This is a genomic window from Neisseria leonii (assembly GCF_028776105.2).
Lineage (GTDB): Bacteria > Pseudomonadota > Gammaproteobacteria > Burkholderiales > Neisseriaceae > Neisseria > Neisseria leonii.
Window position 1 is genome coordinate 1,498,812 of the sequence record NZ_CP145606.1, and the last position, 23,037, is coordinate 1,521,848.

Here is a 23,037-nt window from a genome sequence, read left to right on the forward strand (position 1 = left end):
GTCTGAAATGCCCGTTCAGACGATATGGAGAATATTTGCACTAAAATCCCGCCCGCAAAACAGCGCTAAGGGGTTATGATAAGTCTCCGTACCCACTCTGCCCGAACAGGAGCCGCCATGCGCACCGAAAACCGAATCACCCGCCAACTCGCCGCCCTTTCCCACTTGGACGAAACCGAACGCGCCGCCGCGCAAACCGCCGCCATGAATCAATTAGTGCCGTTTCTGAACACGGTCGGCACGCGCTTTGACGTGCTGCGTCAAGACGAAGTGCGTGTCAGCGTAGACAACCGCCCCGAAGTGCAGAACCATATTCAGAGTGTTCACGCCTGCGTCACCGCATTGCTGGCCGAAACCGCAACGGGTTTTGTCACCATGCTCAACACGCCCGACGACAAGATGATTGTGTGCAAAAGCATGAATATCCGCTATACGCGCCGCAGCAGCGGCAATCTGTATGCGGTTGCCAAATTGAGTGAAGCGCGGGCGGCGGTCATCGCGGCCGAAGAACGCGGCAATATGACAGTTCCCTGCCGCGTGTATGATGAGGACGGCGAACAGCCGGTAGAAATTGAAATGACTTGGGCATGGCTGCCGCGCGGCTGATGCCGCTTGCCGGACAGACAAAATCCCCGAAACAGACAAACCGTTTCGGGGATTTTTCACACGATGCACACCGGTGCTTATTTCGGCCGCATCAGCACCATATGGCGGTCTGCATCCAGCTGCGGCACAAACAGTTTTTCCACTTTGAACGCTTCGACATCGGCCGGCAGCTGTTCCAGTTCTTCATAGGGATACACGCCCTTCATCGCCGCCCAATAGCCGTTTTCGTTCAGCAGGTGTTTGGTGAGCGCGATAAAGTCGGCCAGTTCGGCAAACGCGCGGCTGGTCACAACATCGACTTTTTTGTCGTGCATGGCTTCCACCCTTCCGGCCGCCACGGTTACATTGGTCAAACCCAGCTCAATCACTGCCTGTTGCAGGAAAGTGGTTTTTTTGGTGTTGGCATCGAGCAGGGTGATGTGCAGATCAGGGCGGCAGATGGCGGTGGGAATGCCGGGCATTCCGCCGCCCGAGCCTACGTCCATCAAAGTTTGGGCACCGGCCACATACGGCAGCAGGGTCAGGCTGTCGAGAATGTGGTGGCTGATCATTTTGTTTTCGTCGCGCAGGGCGGTAAGGTTGTAAGTACGGTTCCACTTTTTCAGCAACGCCACATATTCGAGCAGCAGCAATTGTTGCGCGGTACCCAGCGTCAAACCCATTTCCTGCAAACCGTTTTGCAGTTGCTGTTTGTTGTCCATTCTGTTTTCCTGAATCTTGCTTTGTCCGACATCAGGGCAATGTTAGCCCAAAACCGCAAGGAGTCGGTGTGAAATCTTTACACATCGGGCGGGAATATGATTCATGTCCGCACAAAGGCCGTCTGAAAATGCACAGAATATTGTCGGATTCGAGAATCCGACCTACCCGTTTTCAGACGACCTGTTCCCGCCGTCAAACACCCTGTTTCAGGCTCGCTTCGATAAAGCCGTCCAAATCGCCGTCGAGCACGGCTTTGGTGTTGCCGACTTCGTATCCGGTGCGCAAATCCTTGATGCGCGAAGAGTCCAGCACATACGAACGGATCTGGCTGCCCCAGCCGACATCGCTTTTGCCTTCTTCCAAAGCCTGTTTCTCTTCGTTGCGCTTGCGCATTTCCAGTTCAAACAGTTTGGAACGCAGCATTTCCATCGCAGCGGCCTTGTTGGCGTGTTGCGAACGGTCGTTCTGACACTGCACGACGATGCCCGTCGGCTCGTGGGTGATGCGCACAGCAGAGTCTGTTTTATTGATGTGCTGGCCGCCCGCGCCCGATGCGCGGTAGGTGTCGATGCGCAAATCGGCGGGGTTGATTTCGATTTCGATGGAGTCGTCCACTTCGGGATACACGAATACCGAAGCAAACGAAGTATGGCGTTTGTTGTTGGAATCGAAAGGCGAATAACGCACCAGACGGTGTACGCCGGTTTCGGTGCGCAGCAGGCCGTAGGCATATTCGCCTTCCAAGCGGATGGTGGCGCGGTTGATGCCCGCGATTTCTCCTTCATCTTCCTCCAGAATCTCGACTTTGAAGCCTTTGCGCTCGCCGTAGCGGCTGTACATACGCAGCAGCATACCCGCCCAGTCTTCCGCTTCCGTGCCGCCCGCACCGGCCGTAATATCGATAAAGCAGTTGTTGGCATCGGCAGGCTGGTTGAACATGCGCTTGAATTCCAGCTCGGCCATCTTGGCTTCCAAAGCGGCCACATCTTCCTGCACAGCGGCAAATCCTGCTTCGTCGCCCTCTTCCACCGTCATCTCAATCAACATGCGGTTGTCTTCGATACCGGTGGCGATGCTGTCCAGCGTCAGCACAATGTCTTCCAGCATTTTGCGCTCTTTGCCGATTTCCTGCGCTTTTTTCGGATCGTTCCACAAATCGGGATCTTCCGACAGACCGACCACTTCTTCCAGCCGCTCTTTTTTGCCCTGATAATCCATATAGGCGCGGATGTCGGTACTGCGGGTTTCCAAGTCGTTTAAGGTGTTGTTCAACTGATTGATAATTTCAGCTTCCATCATGTTCTTCTGTCTGTAAAATTCAGCCGGACATTGTACGGGATTTGCCGCCTTTTTCCTAGAAAAGGCCGTCTGAAAACGGTGCGCTGCACCGTTTCTGCGGAGCTGAAACGAACCTGTACGTTTTTTTCAGACGTAGGTCGGATACTTGTATCCGACAACCGAGCCGAGGGGGTATGGAAATCGTCGGATTCAAGAATCCGACCTACGGGGCGGCTGATACACAAAGGCCGTCTGAAACGGAGCAGCGGTTTTCTGTGCCGCCGACACATGCCTCATAACGGTGTCGGATTCTCGAATCCGACCTACGCTGTGGTTCAGGTTTCAGACGGCCTCACCGATTCAGGCGGCATTCAAACCCAAATGGCGCAGCAGCGCGTCCGGCTGCGGTTCGCGCCCGCGGAAGGCTTTGAACGATTCAGCCGCCGGACGGCTGCCGCCCACGGCCAGAATCTCGTTCCAGAATCTGGTACCGGCGGCCTTCACGTCGCCGCCCTCCTCAAACGCGGCATAAGCATCGGCACTCAACACCTCCGCCCACGCATAACTGTAATACCCTGCCGCGTAACCGCCGGCAAAAATATGGCCGAAGCTGTGCGCGAAACGGTTGTAGTCCGACTGCGGCACCACCGCCACTTCGGCACGCACTTCATCCAAAACCTTTGCCCAATCCAGCGGCCGCGTACCGCCGCTGCGGCTGTAAATCAGCATATCAAAGAGGCCGAATTCGATTTGGCGCGCCAGAAACATGCCGACTTGGAAATTTTTCGCCGCCAGCATTTTGTCGAACAGTTCGCGCGGCAGCGGGCGGCCGTCTGTTTCGTGCGCCGACATGGCGGCCAGTACATCATACTCCCAGCAGAAGTTTTCCATAAACTGACTGGGCAGCTCCACCGCGTCCCACTCCACGCCGTTGATGCCCGACACGCCCAATTCGTCGATGCGCGTGAGCAGATGGTGCAGGCCGTGCCCCATTTCGTGAAACAGGGTAACGATTTCGTCGTGGCTCAAATAAGCGGGACGGCCGCCCACAGGCGGCGTGAAGTTGCACACCAGATACGCCACCGGTGTCTGCACCTGCCCCGCTTTGGCACCGGAAACAAATCGGCGGCGGCCGCGGTAATCGTTCATCCATGCGCCGCCGCGCTTGCCTTCGCGGGCGTACAGATCCAGATACACGCCGCCGATCAGCGCACCGCCTTTTTCCAGCTCGTAATAGCGCACGTCGGGGTGCCAGACGGGGACGCTTTTTTCGATAAAGTTCACGCCGTAAAGCGTGTGGATTTGAGCAAACAGCCCTGCCAGCACTTTATCGGCCGGGAAATAGCGTTTGACTTCGTTTTCGTTAAACGCATATTTGGCTTCACGCAGTTTTTCCGCAGCATAGGTCAGGTCGTACGGCTGCGGATCGGCAATGGCTAATTTTTCACGCGCAAACGCCATCAGTTCGGCCGCCTCGGCCAGGCCGTGCGGTTTGGCGCGCGCGGACAAATCGCGCAGGAAAGCCAAAACCTGCTCGGGGCTGTCGGCCATTTTGGTATACAGCGACAATTCGGCATAATTGGCAAAACCGAGCAGATCGGCTTCGCGCTGCGCGATGTGCAGCATCCGCGTGATGTTCGCCGTATTGTCGAAACGTTCTTCGCCCAAATCGCTGGCGCGCGACAGATAGGCACGGTGGATTTCGGCACGCAGAGCGCGGTCGTCGGCATGCTTCATTACCGCCAGATAATGCGGCATCTGCAAACCGATTTTATAACCTTCTCTGCCTTCGGCGGCAGCGGCGGCGGCAAACATGGCTTTTTCGTCGTCGGTCAAACCGTTCAGACGGCCGTCATCGGGTAGGTAGAGCGCGAACGCATCGGTGGCGTCCAACACATTCTGGGCAAACTGCGCGCCCAATTGTGCCGATTCGGTTTGCAGTGCGGCAAATTCCGCCTGTGCCGCCCCGTCCAGTTCCGCACCGGCCAGCACAAAACCGCGCAAATCGTGTTCCAGCTTGGTCTGCTGCGCCGCATCGAGCCTGTCGAATGCCGCCGAAGCGCGAATCGCTTTAAAGCGCGCGTACAATTCGATATCTTGGCCGATTTCGGTGAAAAATTCGGTTACTTCGGGCATCAGTGCATTGTATTCGGCACGCAGCTCGGGCGTATCGGCCACCGCGTTCAAATGCGATACCACGCCCCAAATACGGCCGACCCGTTCAGTCGTATCCGTCAAAACTTCCACCGTATTCGCCCAATCGGCCTGCGCCTGCGCCTTAACCGCCGCAATGGCAGCACGTGCTTCGGCCATCGCCTGCTCCATGGCCGGACGGATGTCTGCCGTGCGGATTTCGTGAAAACGCGGCTCGTCGCCCAAATTCAATAATGTATTCTGTATCATCGTCAGTCTCGCTGGTTTTCAGACGGCCTTAACCGCCGTCCGCATCATCAGGTTGGAAAAACATCTCCCGCCTATGGGGGTCAAGGCGGCCGACTTCAAGCCCCCAGCTTCAAATCGCCAGCCCGAATCCGCCCGCTGCGGCGCAGCGGCAGGGCAATCAGCCAAGTCAGCAGCGCGGGCAGCACGAAATGCAGCAGAAGCATCATCAGCCAGACACCGGCAGAATTGCCCATGGCTTCCAGCGTGCCCATCTGCCCGACCAGTCCGCTGCTGCCCATGCCCGCGCCGTAAGGGACGTTTTCCATCCCCAAAACGGCCGCCAGACTGCCGCCTGCCGCACCGGCCAGCGTAGGCGGCAGCCAAATGAACGGATTTTTCACGATATTGGGCATTTGCAGCATACTGGTTCCCAAGGCCTGACTGAGTACGCCGCCCCAGCCGTTGTCGCGGAAACCCAAAACGGCAAAGCCCACCATCTGCGCACAGCCGCCCGCCGTAGCCGCACCCGCCGCCGTACCGTCCAGGGACAGCGCAACCGCCACCGCCGCGCTCGACAGCGGCAGCGTCAGCAGCATACCCATCACCACAGCAACCGCCATGCCCATCAGCACCGGCTGCCAATCCACCGCAGCGGCAATCATGCCCCCTGCCGCCGTCATGGCCGAGCCGACCAGCGGGCCGGCAAACTGGGCGGCCGCCAAACCCGCAAGCAGGGCGGCCGCAGGGGTAACAATCATATCGGCCGGCGTGGTTTTACTGACCAGCTTGCCTGCCTCCGTACCGGCGGCCGCTGCCAAAAAACAGCCCGCAGGCCCGCCCGCAGCCGCGCCCGCCAAACCGGTGGCCGCCGCCGCAAACAGCACCAAAGGCGGGGCTTTCAAGGCATACGCAACCGCCAAACCGACTGCCGCCCCCATCGCGCCCTGCGCCTGCGCCCCTGCCTGCACCAGCCAGGGCAGCCCCAAACCCGTACCCGCCGATTTCAGAATCAGCCCGACAATCAGCGACGCAAACAGTCCCAAAGCCATCAAATTGACCGCTTCGACCGCGTAACGCTGCACGCTGAATTCAATATTTCTGGCCTGTAAAAATGCTTTCATACGATCCTCCTGTCCCGGCCGCCGAGGCCGTCTGAACGGCCCGCCGCCCCGTGATGCGCGCACCGCTCATTCTATCCCTTATTTTCCGCCTGCGGACAAGATATAATGCGGTTTTCCCTTACTTCGTACCGCCGCCGACCTTATGACACACGCCCTCCGCATCTGTCAGGCACAGAAAACCTACGCCAACGGCTTTACCGCCCTGCACGGCATCAGTTTCGATGTACGGCAGGGCGAGTTCTTCGCCCTGCTCGGCCCCAACGGCGCAGGCAAAACCACCCTGATCTCCGCCATGGCGGGACTGAACCGCCTCAGCGGCGGCCGCATCGAAGTCATGGGCTTCGACGTGCAGAAACACGCCCGCGAAGCGCGCATGAGTCTGGGCGTGGTGCCGCAGGAACTGGTGTTCGACCCGTTTTTCACCGTACGCGAAACCCTGCGCCTGCAATCGGGCTACTTCGGCCTGCGCCGCAACGACGACTGGATAGACGAATTATTGTCCGAACTGGGACTGGCCGACAAAGCCGATACCAACACGCGGCGGCTCTCCGGCGGCATGAAGCGGCGGGTGATGGTGGCACAGGCACTGGTACACCGCCCGCCCGTCATTGTACTGGACGAACCGACCGCCGGCGTGGACGTGGAACTGCGCCACAGCTTATGGGCGTTTATGCGCCGGCTCAACCGCGAGGGCCATACCATCATTCTCACCACGCATTATCTGGAAGAAGCACAGGACAACTGCTCGCGCATCGCCGTACTCAAACAGGGACGGCTGGCCGCGCTCGATGCCACGGAAAACCTGCTGCACAGCAGCGAAGTGCGCGTCCGCCTGCTGACGGACGCGCCGCTGCCGCCACTCCGGCAGGGCAAAGCCGCCGTTTCAGACGGCCTCGAATACACCCTGCTGCTGGACGATTACAACCAACTGGCCGCCGTATTGGCCGACCTGCGTTCGGCAGGCATCAACGTGCGGCAGGTACAGATTTTGGAAAACGATTTGGCACAAGTCTTCGTCCGCCTGACAGGAGCAGATTCATGACCCGACCATTGACCGGCTTCACCACCCTGCTGCGCAAAGAAATGCTGCGCTTCGGCAAAGTCTGGCAGCAGACGCTGGGCGCGCCCGTGCTGACCGCGCTGCTCTACCAGCTCATCTTCGCCCAGGCACTGGGCAAACACGTCGATGCCCTGCCGGGTGTCTCTTACGGCGTATTCCTGATTCCCGGCCTGGCCATGATGAGCATGATGCAGAACGCTTTTGCCAACGCCTCATCCAGCCTGATTCAGTCGCGCATCACCGGCAATCTGGTGTTCATTCTGCTGCCGCCGATTTCGCCCGCCGCCTTTTTTACCGCCTATGCGGCCGCCGGCATCCTGCGCGGCCTGCTGGTGGGTGCGGGCATTGTGGCGGCTACCGCCTGGTTCGGCCTGCCGCCGCCCGCCCACCCGCTCTTTATCGCGGCCTTTGCCCTGCTCGGCTGCCTGCTGATGGCTTCGCTCGGCCTGATAACCGGCATTTGGGCGGAAAGTTTCGACCAGCTTGCCGCCTGCCAGAACTTCCTGATTATGCCGCTGACCTTTCTTTCCGGCGTTTTCTACTCGATACAGAGCCTGCCGCCTTTCTGGCAGACCGTCAGCCTCGCCAACCCGGTTTTCTATATGATAGACGGCTTCCGCTACGGCTTTTTCGGCGTATCCGACACCTCGCCGTGGCTGTCGCTGGGCATCGTTGCCGCCTTCGCCGCCGCAGCCGGCCTGACCGCCTTTATGCTGATCCGATCGGGCTGGAAACTGCGCGGCTGACCCCGCCCCTGTACAGGCCGTCTGAAAGCCGAACCGTCTGCCGTTGTCCGAATCCGGCAATACCGCTCGTTATCGATGCCGGATGTGGGAATCCGGCCTGCATCCCTACCCTCTGTCGGCGCACACTGGCCGTCTGAAAATAGTACGCAGCGCTATTTCTGCGAAACGAAAACCGCGAGACGTGTCGTTTCTGTACAGCAAAACGGGCAAAGCGGGTCTCTGCATCACCAACATGCGGAACGGAAACGGCGCACCATGCCGTTTCCGGCGAAGCCAAAACAAGGACGGCGGGTTTAGCTTGCCAGCAACTGCGTTTTAGCTTTGCAGAAATAGTGCTGCGCACTATTTTCAGACGGCCTGCCGCTTGCACCGGCAGCCGAATCGGGTTATAAAAAAACCGCCATCCACAACCGAACCGCCATTATGTCCCTGCAACAAAAACTCCCCTCCCCCATGCTCACCGACGGCACGCGCCGCGAAATCTGGTCGAAAGAAAGCTACCACCTGCTGAAAATCCTGTCGGAATTTGTCGAAGCGGGCGAAGAGCTGCGTGCCATCCAGCCTGCCGTCAGCATTTACGGCAGCGCGCGCACGCCGGCCGACCACCCCGACTACCTGCTTACCGAACGCCTGTCACGCAAGCTCTCCGACGCGGGTTTCAGCGTGATTTCCGGCGGCGGCCCCGGCATTATGGAAGCGGCCAACAAAGGCGCGCACGCGGGCAAAAGCCCCGCCGTCGGCCTGAACATCGAACTGCCGCACGAACAGAGTGCCAACACCTATCAGGATTTGTCGGTCAATTTCCAGCACTTTTTCCCGCGCAAAGTCATGTTTGTCAAACACGCGGTGGCCTATGTCGTCATGCCCGGCGGCTTCGGCACGCTGGACGAGCTGTTTGAAAGTCTGACACTGGTTCAAACCGGAAAAATCCCGCTGCGCCCCGTTATTCTGGTGGGACGCAGTTTCTGGCAGGGGCTGGTCGACTGGATACGCAGCCAACTGCTGACACGCAGACTGATCAGCCCGGGCGATTTGGATCTGTTTGAAATCATTGACGACGAAGACGAAATCATCGCCAAAATCTTCGCCCACTACGAGCAATGCGCGGGCGGTTTCTGCATCTCGCCCGAATCGGATTGGGAACTGGGTCTCTAAATGTCCGCATACACGCCGCCACGGCGTGTTTTTTCGGCAATATAACCAAAACCGTCCGCCACATAGCCAAAGATTCTTTCTCTTTTACAGCCGCAATCCGTACAGTCGGCGCATACCGTTTTCAAGGAAACCGCCATGCGCCGCCTGTCCCTCCTGCTTGCCGCTTTTTTGTTGTCCGCCTGCACGCCCGAATCCGCCGCACCCGCCGCCGACAGCGGCCTGATGAACGTGTCCTACGATGTTTCGCGCGACTTCTTCAAAGACTACAACCCGCTGTTTCAGACGGCCAACCCGCAGGCGGGTACGGTCAAACAGTCGCACGGCGGTTCCAGCAAACAGGCTCTGGCCGTCGCCAACGGCCTGGCGGCCGATGTCGTGACCCTGAATCAGGAATCCGACATCGAGCTGCTGGTGCAGAAAGGTCTGGTCAAGCCCGACTGGGCGCAGGCATTCCCCAACCGTGCCGTCCCGTTCACCAGCACCACCGTCTTTCTGGTGCGCAAAGGCAATCCGAAGCAGATCCGCGACTGGGCGGATTTATCCCGCGACGGCGTGCAGATTGTTATAGCCAATCCGAAAGTTTCGGGCAACGGCCGCTATGCCTTTCTGGCCGCCTACGGTGCCGCGCTGAAACAGCACGGCGGCAATGAAGCGGCCGCACAGGCACAGACGCAGCGGCTGCTGGCCAATGTGGCCGTGCTGGAAAACGGCGGCCGCGCGGCCACCACCACCTTTATCCAACGGGAAATCGGCGATGTGTTAATCAACGCCGAAAATGAACTGAAACACACCGCCCGCCAATTCTCCGATGCAGGCTACGAGGTTGTTTATCCGAGTTATTCCGTCGCCATCAACAGCCCCGTAGCCGTTGTGGACAGCGTTGCGGACAAGCGCGGCACCCGCAAAGCGGCCGAAGCCTACCTGAACGGCCTGTGGACGAAACCGGCACAGGAACTGGCCGCCCGCAACAGCCTGCGCCCCGCAGACCCCGGCGTGCGCGCCGCCTACGCTGCCGATTTCCCGCCGGTCGAAACCTTCCGGGCCGACGAACTGTTCGGCTCATGGCAGAACATCATGCAGCAGTTTTTCGCCGACGGCGCACTGTTCGACCGGCTGTATACCCGCAGCCGCACGCCATAGCCTGCGTGCCCCGCCTGTACAACAGGCCGTCTGAAAGACAGGGGCAATTGTCTGTGAAGCCAAAACAGCAGAAAATGCGTTTGCAGACGGCCTGCATGACAGACGTAGGTCGGATTATCGAATCCTGCTGCATCGATAAAAAACCGATGTTGTCGGATTCGGATACCTGGCCGGCGCAGTTTCCGTGCGCAGAAACGCTCTTTGCCTGTTTCAGCTGCGCACTGTTTTAGCTGCGCAGAAACTGCGTTTTAGCTCCGCAGAAACTCGCTTCGCTCGTTTTCAGACGGTCTGCTTGGCGTTTTGCCCCTTAGTCTTGCAGTTCAAACAGCAGTTTGCCCAGCTCCTGAGCAGCCTGCTGCATATCGGGCAGAAAGGCGAGCAGGTCGGGCAGGCGCTTGCGTATCGTGGGTGCATGGGTGTAGAGGCCGCCGGTAAACCGGCCGCTGCCGTCGTACACCGGTACGGCAAAGCCGACCATGCCGGCGATAAATTCTTCATTATCCACACCATAACCGCGCTGCTCCGTCTGGCGTACATCGTATTCCAAATCGGGCAGGGCGGATAAGGTATTCTGCGTCATGCGGGTCAGCGGCAGGTGCGCCAGCAGGCGGCGGCGTTTGTGGGCGGGTAGCGTACTCAGATAGAGCTTGCCGCCTGCGGTGCAGTAGAGCGGAACCTGTGTGCCGCTGGGCAGATAAACTTGAAGCGGCCAGTTGGTCTGCACACGGTCGGCATAAGTCATCATATTGCCGTGCGGCACGGTAATACCGCAGGTTTCGCCGATTTTTGCCGACAGTGCGCCCAACAGGGCTTCGCGTTCTGCTTTGTAATGCCTGTTTTGCCAGATATTGACACTTAGACGCAGGGCGCGGCTCCCCGGTACGATACCGCCCTGAATATCCTGACGGATAAACTGTCCGTTTTCCAGCAGTTGCAGCAGGCGGTGCAGGCTCGGTTTGGGAATATCCAAGTCCTGAATCAAATCCTGCGGTGCAAGCGGCCGCCCGGCTGCGGCTACCGCTTCGATAATTTCCAATACGCGCAGAATCGACGATCCGCGCTCGCGGTTGTTTCCAGCCATCTTTCAAATCCAATCAACAATAGTAAGTTCTGCAAGCGGTTTTGTTATTTTCATTAAAAATCAATTATATAAAAAATAACTGATGAAGGGTATCAGAAAAAATCATTTCTCTTCTGATTCGGGTTACCATATTTTATAAATCGATACAAAATGTATCGATTTATAAAATATTAAATAAAAAGAGGAGGAGGGAATCATGTTGAGCTTATCAGGCATTGTCTTATCGCTGCTTCTGCTGATGTATCTGGCCTATCGGGGCATCAGCGTGCTGATATTGGCACCGCTCTTGGCGATGCTGGCGGTAGTGTTCGGCGCGCCGGGCAACGAGCTTTTGGGAACCTACACACAGGTCTTTATGCAGGGCATGGGTGGGTTTGCGGTTAAGTTTTTTCCGGTTTTCCTGTTGGGTGCGGTATTCGGCAAGCTGATGGAGGATTCGGGTGCGGCGCACAGTATTGCTTATGCGCTGGTAAACCGTTTCGGCAGGCAGAAAGCCCTGTTGTCGATTATTGCCGCGTCGGCGGTACTGACTTACGGCGGGGTATCGGTATTTGTTGTAACGTTTGCCGTTTATCCGATTGCCGCCGCGCTGTTTCGGGAAATCGATATTCCGAAACGCCTGATTCCGGGGGCGGTTGCTGTCGGTGCGCTGACGTTTACCATGACAGCCATGCCGGGCACGCCGTCGATTCAGAATGCGATTCCGATGCCGTATTTTGCGACGGACGCCTTTGCCGCACCCGGTTTGGGTGTGATGGCGGGAGCGGTGATGTTGGCGGGCGGCGTATGGTGGATGCAGCGCCGTCTGAAAAGCGCGCTGGCGGCAGGCGAGGGTTACGGTTGCCATGATGATGCCGGTGTCAGGGAACAGGATTTCAGCCATCTGCCGGCTTTATGGCAGGCGCTGGTGCCGATTGCGGTCGTGATTGTGCTGAATTATGTGTTGAGCAAATTCGTTTTTCCCATGATGGATACGGCTTATCTGGCCGATAAGAAATTTGGTGCGACCTCGCTGAATGCGGTATCGGGTCTGTGGGCGATTATCACGGCTTTGCTGGCAGGCTGTCTGATCTTGGTGTTTGCCAACCTGAAATATTGGCGCAATTTGAAAAAAACACTTAATGAAGGTGCCATGGGTTCGCTGCTGCCGATTTTCAACACGGCTTCCGAAGTGGGTTACGGATCGGTTATTGCTTCTTTGGCCGGTTTTGTGATTCTGCGCGACTTTATGGTCGGCCTGTCGCCGGACAACCCGCTGATTTCCGAAGCGGTCGTGATTAATGTGATGGCGGGGATTACCGGTTCGGCATCGGGCGGTATGAGTATTGCGCTCAATGCGATGGGGGAAACCTATATGCAGTTGGCACAGCAGGCCGGTATTTCGCCGGAATTGATGCACCGTGTGGCATCGATTGCATCGGGCGGTTTGGACGCACTGCCGCACAACGGCGCGGTCATCACCATGCTGGCCATTTGCGGTTTGACCCACAAAGAATCGTATCTGGATATTTTTGTCGTGGCCGTTGCGGTACCGCTGGCGGCGTTAGCGGCGGTGATTGCCGCCGGTACGCTGTGGGGTGCGTTTTGATTTTCAGACGGCCTTTCCGACTCTGTACCTACATCTGAGGAGAAAATCATGACTACTACACAAACCGTTATTCTGCCGCGCATGATGCAGATCGGACAGGGAGCCTGCGCGAAACTGCCCGATTTTGTGCGGGCGGCGGGCGGTAGCAAACCGCTGCTGATTACCGATAAAACGATGGTGCAGTTGGGTTATGCGGATCAGGTACTGACCTTGCTGCACGAAGCAGGGCTGGGTGCCGATGTGTACGACGATACTGTGCCGGAGCCGACGGCTGCTTCGATTGAGGACGGGGCGGCAATGGTGCGCGGCGGCGGCTACGACCTCATCATCGCATTGGGCGGCGGCAGCCCGATAGACAGTGCCAAAGCCATTGCCGTATTGGGCAAATACGGCGGCACGATACGCGATTACTGCTTCCCGCGTCAGGTCAACGAAGCCGCGCTGCCGTTGATTGCCATACCGACTACGGCGGGAACGGGTTCCGAGTGCAGCAAGGTAACGGTGATTACCGATGATGCCGCCAGCGAAAAGCTGCTGTGTGTCGGTACGGCCTTTATGCCTGCCGCCGCCATTGTCGATTACACATTCAGCCTGAGTGTGCCGCCGCGCACCACCGCCGATACCGGTATCGACGCGCTGACCCATGCCGTTGAAGCCTATGTCAGCCGCAAAGCGGGCCTGTACAGCGATATGCAGGCACTGGCTGCCATGCGCCTGATCGGCGGTCATCTGCGTACGGCTTATCGCGACGGCGGCAACCGTGCCGCCCGCGAAGCCATGATGCTGGGTTCGACACTGGCAGGCATTGCGTTCAATAACGCATCGGTGGCATTGGTACACGGCATGAGCCGTCCGATCGGCGCGTTTTTCCATGTGCCGCACGGCTTGTCGAACGCCATGCTGCTGCCCGCCGTTACCGCCTATTCCCTGCCTGCCGCGCCGGAGCGGTATGCCGACTGCGCGCGTGCCGTCGGTGCGGCAGGAACGGCGGACGATACGGATACGGCCAACCGCAAACTGCTTGATGAGTTGATTGCCTTAAACCGCGAGTTGAAAGTGCCGACTTTGGCCGAATTCGGCGTAGCCAAAGCCGATTTTGAGGCGGTGGTGGAAACGATGGCCGAACAGGCGCTGGCATCGGGTTCGCCCGCCAATAACCCGCGCGTGCCGCCGAAAGAAGATATTGTTGCGCTGTACCGTTCGCTCTGGTGAGCGTTTTGCCGGTTTGAGCTTCGTATTTTCAGACGGCCTTTTCCGCTGACTCCGAATCAGGCCGTCTGAAAACGAGCGCAGCGGGTTTCTGCGAAGCTAAAACCGGTGTTTGTGATGATTATTGTAAAAGGAGAAACATCATGTCCCATATTGTCGGCCATTTTATCGGCGGAAAAACCGTTCACGATGCCGCCTCTGTCCAAGATGTGTACAACCCTTCTACCGGTGCGGTCGCTCGACAGGTGGCGTTGGCGGGAAAGGCTACCGTGGAAGCTGCGGTGGCGGCGGCGCAGGCCGCTTTTCCCGAATGGCGCAAAACGCCTGTATTGAAGCGGGCGCGCATCATGTTCCGCTACAAAGAACTGCTGGAGCAGAACCGCGACAAAATCTGTGCCTTAATCGGCGAGGAGCACGGCAAAATCGTCCACGATGCCGCCGGCGAGTTGCAGCGCGGTATTGAGAATGTCGAATTTGCCTGTGCCGCCCCCGAGATGCTGAAAGGGGAGTACAGCAAAAACGTCGGCCCCGAGATTGATTCGTGGAGCGATTTCCAGCCTTTGGGCGTGGTGGCCGGGATTACGCCGTTCAATTTTCCCGCGATGGTGCCGCTGTGGATGTTTCCGCTGGCCATTGTCTGCGGCAATACTTTTGTCTTGAAGCCGTCTGAACGCGACCCCAGCGTGTGCCTGCTGTTGGCGCAGCTGATGCAGGAAGCGGGTTTGCCCGACGGGGTGTTGAATGTAGTCAACGGCGGCAGAGAGGCGGTCGATACGCTGCTGGCCGACCCGCGCGTGCAGGCAGTCAGCTTTGTCGGTTCGACCCCCGTCGCCAAATATGTTTACGCCACGGCGACTGCCAACGGCAAACGCTGTCAGGCGATGGGCGGGGCGAAAAACCATGCCGTCGTTCTGCCCGATGCCGACTTGGACAATGTCGTCAATTCCCTGCTGGGGGCGGCATTCGGCTCTTCGGGCGAACGCTGCATGGCTTTATCGGTAGCCGTGGCGGTGGGAGATGCAACGGCAGACCGTATGGTGGCGGGCATCAAAGCGGGTATGCGGCATCTGAAAACCGGCCCGTTTTCCGATGCGGCCAACCATTTCGGTCCGCTGATTACCGCCGCACACAAAGCCAAAGTGGAGGACTACATCGCAGGTGCGCAGGCTCAGGGAGCCGAAATCGTTGTCGACGGACGCAATCCGTCCGTACCGGCCGGTTATGAAAACGGTTTTTATCTGGGTGCGACATTAATCGACCGCGTTACGCCCGATATGGTGAGTTATCGGGAAGAGATTTTCGGCCCCGTGTTGCAGGTGGTCCGTGTGGACACTATGCAGGAAGCGATGGATTTGATTGACGGGCATATTTACGGCAACGGTACCTGCATCTACACCCGCGACGGCGAAGCCGCACGTTATTTTGCCGACCGCGTATCGGCAGGTATGGTCGGCATCAATATCCCGCTGCCCGTACCGGTGGCCTACCACAGTTTCGGCGGTTGGAAGCAGTCGATGTTCGGCGATTTGGGGACTTACGGCCCTGACGGTACCCGCTTCTACACCCGCCGCAAAACCGTTACCCAGCGCTGGCCGACCGCCGAAGTGCGCGAGGGCGCGGTATTCGCCATGCCGGTTTTGGGTTGAGGCGGGCAGCCCGTACGGCAGCTCTGTCCAGGCCGTCTGAAAATAGTGCGTAGCACTATTTTCAGACGGCCTCTGCCATGTCTCAAAACCGCGCCGGTCTTGCATCCATTCCGGCCGGAAAGCGGCACACTGCTTCGGCTGCCCGTATACCGGCAAACCTTACCGCCGGGGCAGAACCTGCGGCAGATACTCGCCCAATACGGCGGAAAAATCCAAACTGCCGTTTTGGGTATCGGCAGCAAAATGCTCATACATCTGCCGCGCCTGTTCCCCCATCGGCGTTTCCAGCCCCGCCGATTCGGACAATCCGGCCGCCAGCCGTAAATCTTTCAGCATCAACCTGCTCGAAAAACCGTTACGGTAAGCATTTGCCGCCGGTACATTTTTCATCGCGCCGGGATACGGGTTATAGACATTCAGCACCCAATTACCGCCGGAACTTTTCGCCATAATATCGGACAGCACCGACGCGTCCAGCCCGCTTCTGACGCCCAGCGCAATAGCCTCTGCCGTTCCCGTCATCAATATGCCCAACAGCATATTGTTGCAGATTTTGGCAGTCTGCCCCGCACCACAGCCCCCTGCATGAAAAACATTGCGACCCATGGCCTGCAACAGAGGCAAAGCACGCTCGAAATCGGCAGTTTCCGCGCCGACCATAAAACTGAGGGTTGCCGCTGCCGCACCCGCCGTACCACCCGACACCGGCGCATCGGCAAAAGCAATGCCGCGCTTGACCGCCTCTGCCGCCACCAAACGGGCATCATCTGCCGCAATCGTACTGCAATCAACAGCCAGTGCACCTGCGGATAAAACGTCCAATATCCCTTTGCCGCCCTCTGCACCCAAGTAAACAGCCTTTACCTGCCTGCCGTCCGGCAGCATGGTAATGACGGCATCTGCCCCCTCTGCCGCCTGATGCGGCGTAACACTGTGATACGCCCCCTGCGCCACCAAAGCCGATACTGCTTCGGCATTCACATCGGCTACACTGACCCGGTAACCCTGCTTCAACAGATTCACCGCCATTGGTGCACCCATATTGCCCAACCCGATAAAAGCGATATGCGGCATATCCGGTTTCATGTTTCACTCCTCCCTTTTGCGTTGCAGACCGTCAAATCATACAAATAATCACAAATTGATACAAATCGTATTATTTTAATTATTCCATCAAAAAATCTGATAAAGGCTGTATCAAACCGATCAGGCCGTCTGAAAGCGGACAGGGGTGGGTTTCTACAAACCAAAACGTGCATAGCAGGCTTCTGAATCTAAAACGAACGAAGTGGGTTTCTCTTCACCATAGACAAAGTCAGGCAGACAAAATCAGAACCACACCCTCTCATCTGCACAGCGCAGCAGACCGTTCAGGTATGCAATTGCCGGCTCATCAGCAGCACACAACGAAAGATACGGATACACAGATTCCAACCATACATTTCACTATCCCGCCCGCCGTTATCCGGCTTTCAGACGGCCTCATTTGCCAAATTGGCCTGCACAATCCGCAACCGCACCACTTACCGTGGCGCGACAGCCGACAGAGTATAAAGACATCGCCGCACCGGGTGGGCAAATAAAAAAAGCACGGCCAAAACCGTGCTTTTATCAGTCGTTTCAACTTAATGCTTTTGCGAACGAATATAATCCAGCGTTTTGAGTTCGGCAATCGCAGCGGCCAAAGCAGCTTGGGCTTTGGCACGCGATTCATCGTCTTTTGCCTGACGGATACCCGCCTCCGCAGCTTTTTTGGCCTCTTCGGCACGCGCCTGATCCATTTCCGTACTGCGCACGGCCACATCGGCCAACACAGTCAGTTTGTCAGGCTGTACTTCCAACAGGCCGCCCGATACGGCTACCAGCACTTCTTCAGACTGGCCGGGAACTTGCAGGCGCAAAACACCCGGGCGCACCAAACTCATAACCGGCTCGTGTCTTGGGTAAATACCGAGTTCACCTTGTACAGTCGGCACCACAACAAAGCTGGCTTCGCCTGAATAGATGTTTTGTTCGTTACTGACCACTTCAACTTGCATGACACTCATGCCGGCCTCCTTAATTTAAGGTTTTTGCTTTCTCTACCGCTTCTTCGATGCCGCCTACCATATAGAACGCTTGTTCAGGCAGGTGGTCGTATTCGCCGGAAAGAATGGCTTTAAAGCCTGCGATGGTATCGCGCAGCGAAACATATTTGCCCGGCGAGCCGGTAAAGACTTCGGCCACATGGAAAGGCTGGGACAAGAAGCGCTGGATTTTACGCGCACGCATTACGGTCAGTTTGTCTTCATCAGACAATTCGTCCATACCCAGAATAGCGATGATGTCGCGCAATTCTTTGTATTTTTGCAGGGTAGACTGGACACCGCGCGCCACATCATAGTGTTCCTGACCCAACACCATCGGGTCAAGTTGGCGCGAAGTCGAATCCAGCGGATCCACTGCCGGATAAATACCCAGAGAAGCAATGTCGCGGCTCAATACCACTGTTGCGTCCAAGTGGGCGAATGTCGTTGCAGGAGACGGGTCGGTCAAGTCGTCGGCCGGTACATAGACGGCTTGGATTGACGTAATCGAACCTGTCTGCGTTGAGGTAATACGCTCTTGCAGACGGCCCATTTCTTCCGCCAGCGTCGGCTGATAACCTACGGCAGACGGCATACGTCCCAGCAGGGCGGATACTTCGGTACCGGCCAGCGTATAGCGGTAAATGTTATCGACGAAGAACAGGACGTCGCGGCCTTTGCCGTCGGCATCTTTTTCATCGCGGAAATACTCGGCCATCGTCAGACCGGTCAGGGCGACGCGCAGACGGTTGCCCGGGGGTTCGTTCATCTGGCCATATACCATAGCCACTTTGTCCAACACGTTGGAATCTTTCATCTCGTGGTAGAAGTCGTTACCCTCACGGGTACGCTCGCCCACCCCGGCAAACACAGACAAGCCGCTGTGTGCTTTGGCGATGTTGTTGATCAATTCCATCATGTTTACGGTCTTACCTACACCGGCACCGCCGAACAGACCGACCTTACCGCCCTTGGCAAACGGGCATAGCAAGTCGATGACCTTGATGCCGGTTTCCAGCAGCTCGGTTGTGCTCGACAATTCGTCGAATTTCGGTGCTTCCTGATGAATGGCACGGGTATGTTCGGAATTGACCGGACCGGCTTCATCAACCGGGTTGCCCAGCACGTCCATGATGCGGCCCAATGTTGCCTGACCGACCGGCACGGTAATCGGCGATCCGGTATTGCTCACGTCCATACCGCGTTTAAGGCCGTCTGAACTGCCCATTGCAATAGTACGCACCACACCGTCGCCCAGAAGCTGCTGCACTTCCAGCGTCAGGTCCGTATCAACCAATTTCAAAGCATCGAATACACGCGGAATCGAATCGCGGGGAAATTCCACATCGACAACCGCACCGATAATTTGTACGATTTTGCCTTGGCTCATTATCGTATCCTATTTTAACTGGCCTGCGTGCCTTAAACGGCTGCCGCTCCGGCCACAATTTCTGACAACTCTGTGGTAATCGCTGCTTGGCGCGATTTGTTGTAAATCAAACGCAACTCTTTGATCGCATTACCGGCATTGTCGGTAGCCGCCTTCATCGCCACCATGCGGGCAGCCTGCTCGGAAGCCATATTGTCGCTCAATGCCTGATATACCACAGACTCTAAATAACGGCGGACTAAGTATGCCAATACAGCATTGGGATCGGGTTCGTAACGGTAATCCCAGTTGTAATCGCCGACAGGGGCTTCTTCCAACGTATTTTTGCCGATGGGCAACAATACTTCGATGCTCGGTTCCTGGCGCATCGTATTGACGAATTTGGAATAAACCATATGGATGACATCCAACTCGGCTTTTTCGTAACGCTGGAAAATTTCCGTCAGCGCACCCAGCAGCAATTCCATTTTCGGCGTATCGCCCAAATTGGTTGCACTGGCCACAACATTCAAACCGACACGCTGGCAGGCTGCCAAACCCTTGCTGCCGAAACACACCACATCAACTTCTACGCCTTGCTCCTGATACTGTTGCACTTGGGCAAAAAACTTTTTCAGGGCGTTTGCATTCAAACCGCCGCACAATCCTTTATCGGTGGTAATCAGAATGAAACCGGCACGGCGTACTTCACGATGCTCTTCCAGCAGTGCGATACCGTGATGGTCGCTGGTCTGTGCCAAATGGCTCATGACCAGACGCACTTTATCGGCATACGGACGCGCCAAACGCATCCGATCTTGAGTCTTCCGCATTTTAGAGGTTGACACCATCTGCATTGCCTTAGTGATCTTTTGGGTATTCTGAACACTGCGGATTTTGGTGAGAATCTCTTTTCCTACTGCCATTTCAGACTCCTTTCATCAAGTGCTTACGCCGCGTAGTTGTAAGCCGCTTTGAAAGATTTCATGGCAGCAGTCAATACTTGCTCGTTTTCGTCAGACATAGCGCCTGAAGCATTAACCGCATCCAGCACTTCGGGGTGCTGGGTACGCACATGGCTCAGAAATTCGCTTTCGAATGCCAAAGCCTTGGACACCGGTACATCGCTGTACGAACCATTGTTGATTGCCCACAGCGTCAGTGCCATTTCTGCGGTATTGAGTGTACTGAACTGCTTCTGCTTCATCAATTCCGTTACCACTTCGCCATGTTGCAACTGCTTGCGGGTTGCTTCGTCCAAATCGGAAGCAAATTGCGAGAACGCCGCCAATTCGCGGTATTGCGCCAAAGCCAAACGGATGCCGCCACCCAATTTTTTGATGACTTTGGTTTGCGCCGCACCGCCCACGCGCGATACAGAAATACCGGCGTTAATGGCGGGACGGATACCCGAGTTAAACAAGTCGGTTTCCAAGAAAATCTGGCCGTCTGTAATCGAAATAACATTAGTCGGTACAAACGCAGATACATCGCCGGCCTGTGTTTCAATAATCGGCAAAGCAGTCAGCGAACCGGTTTTACCTTTGACTTCGCCGTTAGTCAGCTTTTCCACCTCATCTGCATTGATGCGCGCGGCACGTTCCAGCAGGCGGCTGTGCAGATAAAATACGTCGCCGGGATAGGCTTCACGACCGGGCGGACGGCGCAGCAGCAGGGAAATCTGACGGTAGGCAACAGCCTGTTTGGACAAATCGTCATAAACAATCAGGGCATCTTCGCCGCGGTCGCGGAAGAATTCGCCCATAGTGCAACCGGCATACGGCGCGATAAATTGCAATGCCGCCGCTTCGGAAGCAGTCGCAGCCACCACAATAGTATGCGCCATCGCACCATGCTCTTCCAATTTACGCACCACATTGGCAATGGAAGAGGCTTTTTGACCGACTGCCACATAGATACAGATGACACCGGTACCTTTTTGATTCACGATGGCATCCAATGCCACAGCCGTTTTACCGGTTTGACGGTCTCCGATAATCAGCTCACGCTGACCGCGGCCTACCGGCACCATCGAATCAATTGCCTTCAAACCCGTCTGCATCGGCTGATCGACCGACTGGCGCGCAATAACGCCCGGTGCGATTTTTTCGATCGGCGCAGTCAGAGTTGTATTGACCGGACCTTTCCCGTCAATCGGCTGACCCAATGCATTGACTACGCGGCCAACCAGCTCTCTGCCGATCGGCACTTCCAAAATACGGCCGGTGCATTTGACTTCATCACCTTCCTTGATATGCCCGTACTCGCCCAATACAACAGCACCGACAGAGTCGCGCTCCAAGTTCATGGCCAAACCGAACGTATTGCCCGGAAATTCGAGCATCTCACCTTGCATTACATCTGATAAGCCGTGAACGCGGACAATACCGTCCGTTACCGAAATCACCGTACCGCGGGTACGCAATTCCTGTTTGGTATCCAAGTTCTCGATTTTGGCTTTCAGCAAATCGCTGATTTCAGCAGGATTAAGCTGCATGAAAACTCTCCTAATTTGTCATTGCCGCGTACAGCTTCTGCAACTTACCCTGTACGGACAGATCCAATACTTGATCACCCACCTCCACTTTGATACCGCCGATCAATGCCGGATCGGTTTTGAAAGTGGCTTCCAAACGGCTGTTGAAGCGTTGTTCCAAATCAGTGACAATCTGCTGCTTCTCTGCTTCGGAAGCAAAATCAAACGCACTGAAAACAACCGCTTTTTTGGCATTATTGCGTGACAAGGCCAAATCTTGGTATTGGGTATAGATTTCCGGCAAAACCTGCAAACGTTTCTCTTGCGCGACAATATGTACGAAATTACGGAACATCTCGCTTTGCACCGCAGGAGAATCAGCCAGCAAACCAATCAGCCAATCGGCTTTCTGCTTGCTGTCGGTTTCGGTCTGCTCAATCAACTCAGCAACCTTGGGCTGCTGCACAGACCATGCCATTTCTTTCAGTCCGCTCAACCAAGATTCAATTTGATTTTGTTTGTCTGCCAGATCGAACAATGCTTTTGCATAAGGTCTGGCAATGGTTGCGAACTCAGCCATACATTACAGCTCCTGTTTCAGGTTGCTCAGCAATTCGGCGTGCTTTTCGGCATTTACCTCGCTACGCAAAATCGATTCTGCCCCCTTCACAGCCAAAGCAGCAACTTGTTCACGCAAAGCCTCGCGGGCGCGGTTGGCTTCTTGCTCCACATCGGCTTTGGCTTGCGCCGTAATACGGGCAGCTTCGGCAGAAGCTTGGCTTTTTGCCTCTTCCACGATTGCCGCCGCACGTTTTTCCGCATTAGCCACCATTTCGGCAACTTGGCTGCGGCCATCGGCCAAGAGTTCTGCAACTTTCTTTTCAGCCTGCTCAAAATCGCTTTTACCGCGCTCGGCAGCAGCCAAACCCTCGGCGATTTTAGCGGCACGCTCGTCAAGCGCTTTTGCAATCGGCGGCCACACGAATTTCATCGTAAACCAAACCAGAATGAAAAAGACGATTAACTGCGCAAATAAGGTTGCATTTAAATTCACTTTACTTAACCTTCGTATCAGGGTTAATCAAACAAACACCGTTTCCGAAAAGGAAATCCAGTCCGTGTCGGATTAGCCAGCAAACGGGTTAACGAAAGCAAACAGCAGGGCAATAGCAACACCGATCAGGAAGGCGGCATCAATCAGACCGGCGATCAGGAACAGTTTGGTTTGCAGCGGGCCGATCAATTCAGGCTGGCGTGCAGAAGATTCCAGATATTTGGAACCGACCATAGCGATGCCGATGGAAGCACCCAGAGCGCCCAGAGCAACGATCAAACCACATGCAATAGCAATCAAACCCATTTTAAAACTCCTTAAAAAGAAACAGAAAGGTTATAAACTACGTTGGAAAAAA

Annotated in this window: 21 protein-coding genes; 8 read left to right on the plus strand and 13 right to left on the minus strand. The window is 56.4% G+C overall.

Translation table 11 applies throughout. From position 1 onward, the window contains the following. Nucleotides 1-117 precede the first annotated feature (117 nt). Nucleotides 118-606 carry a DUF4442 domain-containing protein gene (locus ORY85_RS07140; protein WP_274571926.1) on the plus strand — a complete coding sequence of 163 codons (489 nt, stop codon included), beginning with the start codon at nucleotides 118-120 and terminating at the stop codon, nucleotides 604-606. Between the two features lie 77 nt (nucleotides 607-683). Here the strand turns inward: ORY85_RS07140 and rsmG are convergent, their stop codons facing one another. From rsmG to ORY85_RS07160, 4 genes are all read right to left on the minus strand, one after another. Next, nucleotides 684-1,307: a 16S rRNA (guanine(527)-N(7))-methyltransferase RsmG gene (gene rsmG, locus ORY85_RS07145; protein ID WP_274571927.1), complete on the minus strand. Its 624-nt coding sequence runs from the start codon at nucleotides 1,305-1,307 to the stop codon at nucleotides 684-686. A 193-nt stretch (nucleotides 1,308-1,500) separates the two neighbouring features. Next, entirely contained in the window at nucleotides 1,501-2,604 is a 1,104-nt protein-coding gene (prfB, locus tag ORY85_RS07150) for a peptide chain release factor 2 (RefSeq protein ID WP_274572002.1), read from the minus strand. 342 nt (nucleotides 2,605-2,946) lie between these two features. Further along, nucleotides 2,947-4,989: a M3 family metallopeptidase gene (locus tag ORY85_RS07155; RefSeq protein ID WP_274571928.1), complete on the minus strand. Its 2,043-nt coding sequence runs from the start codon at nucleotides 4,987-4,989 to the stop codon at nucleotides 2,947-2,949. A gap of 95 nt (nucleotides 4,990-5,084) precedes the next feature. Continuing rightward, on the minus strand, nucleotides 5,085-6,089 hold the full coding sequence (locus tag ORY85_RS07160; RefSeq protein WP_274571929.1) for a PTS transporter subunit IIC: 1,005 nt from the start codon (nucleotides 6,087-6,089) through the stop codon (nucleotides 5,085-5,087). A gap of 142 nt (nucleotides 6,090-6,231) precedes the next feature. Between ORY85_RS07160 and ORY85_RS07165 the strand changes: the two genes are divergently transcribed. From ORY85_RS07165 to ORY85_RS07180, 4 genes are all read left to right on the plus strand, one after another. Beyond that, nucleotides 6,232-7,131 carry an ABC transporter ATP-binding protein gene (locus ORY85_RS07165; RefSeq protein ID WP_274571930.1) on the plus strand — a complete coding sequence of 300 codons (900 nt, stop codon included), beginning with the start codon at nucleotides 6,232-6,234 and terminating at the stop codon, nucleotides 7,129-7,131. Next, nucleotides 7,128-7,895: an ABC transporter permease gene (locus ORY85_RS07170; protein ID WP_274571931.1), complete on the plus strand. Its 768-nt coding sequence runs from the start codon at nucleotides 7,128-7,130 to the stop codon at nucleotides 7,893-7,895. The genes ORY85_RS07165 and ORY85_RS07170 overlap by 4 nt, the downstream gene beginning before the upstream one ends. Before the next feature lie 423 nt (nucleotides 7,896-8,318). Next, nucleotides 8,319-9,050: a TIGR00730 family Rossman fold protein gene (locus ORY85_RS07175; protein WP_274571932.1), complete on the plus strand. Its 732-nt coding sequence runs from the start codon at nucleotides 8,319-8,321 to the stop codon at nucleotides 9,048-9,050. Nucleotides 9,051-9,185: 135 nt separating this feature from the next. After that, nucleotides 9,186-10,190 (plus strand): sulfate ABC transporter substrate-binding protein, encoded by a 1,005-nt coding sequence (locus ORY85_RS07180; RefSeq protein ID WP_274571933.1) that lies wholly within the window; start codon nucleotides 9,186-9,188, stop codon nucleotides 10,188-10,190. Between the two features lie 307 nt (nucleotides 10,191-10,497). Here ORY85_RS07180 and ORY85_RS07185 read toward each other — a convergent pair whose 3' ends face one another. Continuing rightward, the gene (locus ORY85_RS07185) at nucleotides 10,498-11,271 is read right to left on the minus strand and encodes an IclR family transcriptional regulator (protein ID WP_274571934.1); all 774 of its coding nucleotides are present in this window, start codon (nucleotides 11,269-11,271) and stop codon (nucleotides 10,498-10,500) included. 196 nt (nucleotides 11,272-11,467) lie between these two features. Between ORY85_RS07185 and ORY85_RS07190 the strand changes: the two genes are divergently transcribed. The 3 genes from ORY85_RS07190 to ORY85_RS07200 all read left to right on the plus strand — a co-directional run bounded on the left by ORY85_RS07190 (nucleotide 11,468) and on the right by ORY85_RS07200 (nucleotide 15,714). Beyond that, nucleotides 11,468-12,859: a GntP family permease gene (locus ORY85_RS07190; RefSeq protein WP_274571935.1), complete on the plus strand. Its 1,392-nt coding sequence runs from the start codon at nucleotides 11,468-11,470 to the stop codon at nucleotides 12,857-12,859. A 48-nt stretch (nucleotides 12,860-12,907) separates the two neighbouring features. Next, complete coding sequence (locus ORY85_RS07195) at nucleotides 12,908-14,071, plus strand: iron-containing alcohol dehydrogenase (RefSeq protein WP_274571936.1); 1,164 nt, start codon at nucleotides 12,908-12,910, stop codon at nucleotides 14,069-14,071. A gap of 140 nt (nucleotides 14,072-14,211) precedes the next feature. Further along, nucleotides 14,212-15,714 (plus strand): CoA-acylating methylmalonate-semialdehyde dehydrogenase, encoded by a 1,503-nt coding sequence (locus tag ORY85_RS07200; protein ID WP_274571937.1) that lies wholly within the window; start codon nucleotides 14,212-14,214, stop codon nucleotides 15,712-15,714. A 159-nt stretch (nucleotides 15,715-15,873) separates the two neighbouring features. On the opposite strand, the gene mmsB is transcribed toward ORY85_RS07200, so the two are convergent. From mmsB to atpE, 8 genes are all read right to left on the minus strand, one after another. After that, nucleotides 15,874-16,800 (minus strand): 3-hydroxyisobutyrate dehydrogenase, encoded by a 927-nt coding sequence (gene mmsB / locus ORY85_RS07205; protein ID WP_274571938.1) that lies wholly within the window; start codon nucleotides 16,798-16,800, stop codon nucleotides 15,874-15,876. Between the two features lie 539 nt (nucleotides 16,801-17,339). Next, nucleotides 17,340-17,762, minus strand: a complete 423-nt coding sequence (locus tag ORY85_RS07210; RefSeq protein WP_274571939.1) for a F0F1 ATP synthase subunit epsilon — start codon at nucleotides 17,760-17,762, stop codon at nucleotides 17,340-17,342. A 10-nt stretch (nucleotides 17,763-17,772) separates the two neighbouring features. Beyond that, entirely contained in the window at nucleotides 17,773-19,170 is a 1,398-nt protein-coding gene (gene atpD / locus ORY85_RS07215) for a F0F1 ATP synthase subunit beta (protein WP_274571940.1), read from the minus strand. 32 nt (nucleotides 19,171-19,202) lie between these two features. Further along, nucleotides 19,203-20,075, minus strand: coding sequence for a F0F1 ATP synthase subunit gamma (gene atpG, locus ORY85_RS07220; protein ID WP_274571941.1), 873 nt, complete (start codon nucleotides 20,073-20,075; stop codon nucleotides 19,203-19,205). Nucleotides 20,076-20,098: 23 nt separating this feature from the next. After that, the gene (gene atpA / locus ORY85_RS07225) at nucleotides 20,099-21,646 is read right to left on the minus strand and encodes a F0F1 ATP synthase subunit alpha (protein ID WP_274571942.1); all 1,548 of its coding nucleotides are present in this window, start codon (nucleotides 21,644-21,646) and stop codon (nucleotides 20,099-20,101) included. 10 nt (nucleotides 21,647-21,656) lie between these two features. Continuing rightward, the gene (locus ORY85_RS07230; RefSeq protein ID WP_274571943.1) at nucleotides 21,657-22,205 is read right to left on the minus strand and encodes a F0F1 ATP synthase subunit delta; all 549 of its coding nucleotides are present in this window, start codon (nucleotides 22,203-22,205) and stop codon (nucleotides 21,657-21,659) included. Nucleotides 22,206-22,208: 3 nt separating this feature from the next. After that, on the minus strand, nucleotides 22,209-22,679 hold the full coding sequence (locus ORY85_RS07235) for a F0F1 ATP synthase subunit B (protein WP_274571944.1): 471 nt from the start codon (nucleotides 22,677-22,679) through the stop codon (nucleotides 22,209-22,211). A 72-nt stretch (nucleotides 22,680-22,751) separates the two neighbouring features. Next, nucleotides 22,752-22,985, minus strand: a complete 234-nt coding sequence (atpE, locus tag ORY85_RS07240) for a F0F1 ATP synthase subunit C (RefSeq protein ID WP_004284425.1) — start codon at nucleotides 22,983-22,985, stop codon at nucleotides 22,752-22,754. Nucleotides 22,986-23,037 lie beyond the last annotated feature (52 nt).

Excerpts from the sequence above, each read along its gene's own strand:
- ORY85_RS07200 (WP_274571937.1), top strand. The coding sequence starts at position 14,212 with ATGTCCCATATTGTCGGCCATTTTATCGGCGGAAAAACCGTTCACGAT.
- ORY85_RS07180 (WP_274571933.1), top strand. The coding sequence starts at position 9,186 with ATGCGCCGCCTGTCCCTCCTGCTTGCCGCTTTTTTGTTGTCCGCCTGC.
- ORY85_RS07140 (WP_274571926.1), top strand. The coding sequence starts at position 118 with ATGCGCACCGAAAACCGAATCACCCGCCAACTCGCCGCCCTTTCCCAC.
- ORY85_RS07175 (WP_274571932.1), top strand. The coding sequence starts at position 8,319 with ATGTCCCTGCAACAAAAACTCCCCTCCCCCATGCTCACCGACGGCACG.
- ORY85_RS07185 (WP_274571934.1), bottom strand. The coding sequence starts at position 11,271 with ATGGCTGGAAACAACCGCGAGCGCGGATCGTCGATTCTGCGCGTATTG.
- ORY85_RS07230 (WP_274571943.1), bottom strand. The coding sequence starts at position 22,205 with ATGGCTGAGTTCGCAACCATTGCCAGACCTTATGCAAAAGCATTGTTC.
- ORY85_RS07210 (WP_274571939.1), bottom strand. The coding sequence starts at position 17,762 with ATGAGTGTCATGCAAGTTGAAGTGGTCAGTAACGAACAAAACATCTAT.
- atpD (WP_274571940.1), bottom strand. The coding sequence starts at position 19,170 with ATGAGCCAAGGCAAAATCGTACAAATTATCGGTGCGGTTGTCGATGTG.
- rsmG (WP_274571927.1), bottom strand. The coding sequence starts at position 1,307 with ATGGACAACAAACAGCAACTGCAAAACGGTTTGCAGGAAATGGGTTTG.
- mmsB (WP_274571938.1), bottom strand. The coding sequence starts at position 16,800 with ATGAAACCGGATATGCCGCATATCGCTTTTATCGGGTTGGGCAATATG.
- ORY85_RS07195 (WP_274571936.1), top strand. The coding sequence starts at position 12,908 with ATGACTACTACACAAACCGTTATTCTGCCGCGCATGATGCAGATCGGA.
- ORY85_RS07170 (WP_274571931.1), top strand. The coding sequence starts at position 7,128 with ATGACCCGACCATTGACCGGCTTCACCACCCTGCTGCGCAAAGAAATG.
- atpE (WP_004284425.1), bottom strand. The coding sequence starts at position 22,985 with ATGGGTTTGATTGCTATTGCATGTGGTTTGATCGTTGCTCTGGGCGCT.
- atpA (WP_274571942.1), bottom strand. The coding sequence starts at position 21,646 with ATGCAGCTTAATCCTGCTGAAATCAGCGATTTGCTGAAAGCCAAAATC.
- ORY85_RS07160 (WP_274571929.1), bottom strand. The coding sequence starts at position 6,089 with ATGAAAGCATTTTTACAGGCCAGAAATATTGAATTCAGCGTGCAGCGT.
- ORY85_RS07165 (WP_274571930.1), top strand. The coding sequence starts at position 6,232 with ATGACACACGCCCTCCGCATCTGTCAGGCACAGAAAACCTACGCCAAC.
- prfB (WP_274572002.1), bottom strand. The coding sequence starts at position 2,604 with ATGGAAGCTGAAATTATCAATCAGTTGAACAACACCTTAAACGACTTG.
- ORY85_RS07155 (WP_274571928.1), bottom strand. The coding sequence starts at position 4,989 with ATGATACAGAATACATTATTGAATTTGGGCGACGAGCCGCGTTTTCAC.
- ORY85_RS07190 (WP_274571935.1), top strand. The coding sequence starts at position 11,468 with ATGTTGAGCTTATCAGGCATTGTCTTATCGCTGCTTCTGCTGATGTAT.
- atpG (WP_274571941.1), bottom strand. The coding sequence starts at position 20,075 with ATGGCAGTAGGAAAAGAGATTCTCACCAAAATCCGCAGTGTTCAGAAT.